Here is a 2866-nt window from a genome sequence, read left to right on the forward strand (position 1 = left end):
ATCTGGGGGCCGCGGAGTAATTTACGCTGAGCGCAAGGCCGGCTTGATCGGCTCGGCCTTGCCCATCCTCTTGCGGCTGATGACGCAATTTCGTCCGGCGCGTTTGGCGGCATAGAGCGCCGCGTCTGCCTCGGTGAGCACGTTGTCGAGGCTGCTGCCGCTTGCCTCGCCAAAGCCGATGCCGCCGCTGACCGTGCTGCGCAATTTGCCGCGCTGGGTGGGGACGATTTCGGCGCCGAAAGCCACGCCGATCTTGCTGGCGAGATCGTAGGCCTTTTCGTCCGTCATCCGCGACATGACGACTGCGAACTCCTCGCCGCCAAGGCGAAAAGCGTCGACGCCGGGCCGGGCATATTTCTTGATGACGGCGGCAAAACGGCACAAGACCTGATCCCCAACCGGGTGACCGTAGACATCGTTCGTCCGCTTGAAGTGGTCGAGGTCGAACATGACGATAGACATGAATGGACCGAAACTCCGCTCGCCGTAAAGCGACGTCAATGCCCGGCGGTTCAGCAACCCTGTCAGCGGGTCGGTCATGGTCTCGGCCTTGAGCTCGATCTGCGCCTGCAGATGATGGAGGGAGAGCGTCAATGCTCCGAGCCCGGTCATGCAGGCCACCGCCACGACGGAATTCAATCGTTCGGCCCAATTGTCGGGCGCAATCGCGAGCGTCCATTGCCCCTTGGTCAGCAGAACCACGCCGCAAAGCGCAAACGACATCGCGCAGGTGCCGCTCAGAAACGAAACCACCAGCAGGATGCGGCGATCGTGACTGCCGTTGATCCAGAACATGGCGCCGATCGCCGACAGCAGCGCCGTCACCGTGGTGTAGGTGATGATGAAGCCAACGCCGTCAAAGCCAAGGAAAGTGACAGCGGCACAGATAGTCATGGCGGCAAGCGCCGGTGCAACGGCGCGCCTGTAGCCGGGCACGCCGAGATATTGCATGGCCGACAAGCAGAGGATCAGGAACCCCAGGCTGAGCAGCGCAAGCACGATCTGGCAAAGCAGCGGATCGGGGTCCTTGGTGTACCGCCAGAACAGGATCACATGCGCGACGAGCACCAGAATTCCGCACGCCACCGTCAGCACGAAACCTGCCTTGGGTGCGGTGAACCAGATCGCAAACATGGTGACGCTGAGGCATATGCCCGACAGCGCGGCTGCGAGCAGGAGCGAACTGAAGTCCAGCATATCGGGCAAGGGCCTCTCGAGCGTCGGCGGTTGCGCTGCATTCTAGGTCAGCGGCTGCCCCCAGATACGGATTTTCAGGCGATCCATCGATGCAACCTGCAGATAGGGTTTACAAAGCGTCGATGGCACGTGTCCCGAAACCGGACCATTGGACGCGAGATCAACCCTTGTTCAGGAGAGCGAGGTTGGCGTTGACGACGGTGGGATCGGCCATGCCGGCCTTCGCTTCGAGCAGCAGCGCCTTGGCCTTCTTGCGATTGCCGCGCAGCAGTTGCGAATAACCCATATTGTTGACGATCTGCGGCCTGCGACCGGCGACTTTCAGAAGCTGGCCGTAGGCACGGTCGGCGAAGTCGAAGCGGCCGAGTTCATCATAGGAAGCCGCGAGCCCCATCCAGGCCTCCGCATTGTCGGCCTTCAACTCGACGGCCTTGCGGAAGTGCTTTTCGGCGAGGCCGTAATTGGCGTCGCGAAACTGCGCCTTGCCTTGCGCCAGATCGGAGGTTTCGGTGTCTTTAGCCGCCGGTTGGATGGCGGTGGTCTTGGTGGTGTCGACGCCACTCGTCGAACAGCCAGACATCATCAAGACGGCCGCCATCGTGGCCATTGCCGGGAAATTATTGTGACGCATGCCCCTGCCTCATCGCCCGATTTGCCGGGTCGTTCTTCAGGAAACACAATATATCAGCGGCGATTAAACTTCGGTGCCGAAACGCCGCCAAAATTCGGCTTCGGGCACACCAGCCATTAACCACCAGGCCGCGGTGCTTCAGTCGCAGCCAGCGGCGTCCTCACGGCTCCAGGGCTTTGAGCCCCGCAGGAGCCGTATACCGGCTGCCGTCATAGCGCAGCCGGTAGGTTTGGCTCACGGACTTGCCGGGATGGGACTGGCACTCGCCATCCTTGTCGGGCAACGGATTGTCGGTATCCATTCGCTCGACCACCGTTATGTCGTGGTAGCCATGATGTTTGGCCGGGCTCATCGCCAGGCTAACCCGACTGGTATGGAAGGATCCGGCGCAATTGGTATCACCCTCGCCGCCATTGCCGGCCACGACCAGGCCATCGAGCACCATCCTCAGGGAATCGCCATCGACGGCATAGAGCCGCAGGTCGGTTTCACTGAACGGATTAGGCAGCGAATTGTTTGCCATTTCGATGCGCAGGCCAAAGGCAGTAACATCGGGCGCCAGCGCATAGCGGCCGGTATCAAGCTCCACCTGGCGGATGGCGATGGCATCATCATTCATCAGCCCGGGCTGGAGCAGGCGCTGGCGCACCTGCCGGCTCTTCCTGTCGACAATCAAAAGCTCGATATCGCCGGCATGCGCGTAGTCGCTGGGTTGGGACCCGTCCATCAGCGGCACTGCGACCAACAGCAGGTCGTCATGGGCGGGCCAGATCTTGCAAGCCAGCCCTGGCGGATCGCCATACGCGAATGTCAGGGCAATGCTGGTGTGGGGTTCGAGCGTGAACGAGGTGCCGTCGGCGCTCTTTCGAGCTTTGGGATAGGCCTGCTGCACCAAGGCGGCGGCATCGCCGCAATCGCCGGCCACGGCCCAGGCGGGCGACAGGCTGGCCGCGGCAAGGCCAAGGAAGAGGGTGCGCAGCAGCATGGACTTTCTCACCTGCAAAGCCGGGTTCGGTCAGAACAATGGTTTGTCAGCCC

Annotated in this window: 3 protein-coding genes; all 3 read right to left on the minus strand. The window is 61.8% G+C overall.

Going from position 1 to position 2866, the window contains the following annotated elements:
* Nucleotides 1-21 precede the first annotated feature (21 nt).
* Nucleotides 22-1197, minus strand: coding sequence for a GGDEF domain-containing protein (locus EN994_RS25450; RefSeq protein ID WP_127307899.1), 1176 nt, complete (start codon nt 1195-1197; stop codon nt 22-24).
* 160 nt (nt 1198-1357) lie between these two features.
* A complete protein-coding gene (locus EN994_RS25455; protein WP_013531956.1) occupies nt 1358-1828 on the minus strand; it encodes a hypothetical protein in 471 nt (156 codons plus the stop codon).
* 160 nt (nt 1829-1988) lie between these two features.
* Nucleotides 1989-2753, minus strand: a complete 765-nt coding sequence (locus EN994_RS25460; protein WP_245466083.1) for a hypothetical protein — start codon at nt 2751-2753, stop codon at nt 1989-1991.
* Nucleotides 2754-2866 lie beyond the last annotated feature (113 nt).

It is taken from the genome of Mesorhizobium sp. M7A.F.Ca.CA.002.09.1.1, assembly GCF_003998555.1.
Taxonomy (GTDB): Bacteria; Pseudomonadota; Alphaproteobacteria; order Rhizobiales; family Rhizobiaceae; genus Mesorhizobium; species Mesorhizobium ciceri.

Bases quoted from the DNA above. Each gene is read 5' to 3' on its own strand.
- EN994_RS25450 (WP_127307899.1), bottom strand. From the start codon at position 1,197: ATGCTGGACTTCAGTTCGCTCCTGCTCGCAGCCGCGCTGTCGGGCATA.
- EN994_RS25455 (WP_013531956.1), bottom strand. From the start codon at position 1,828: ATGCGTCACAATAATTTCCCGGCAATGGCCACGATGGCGGCCGTCTTG.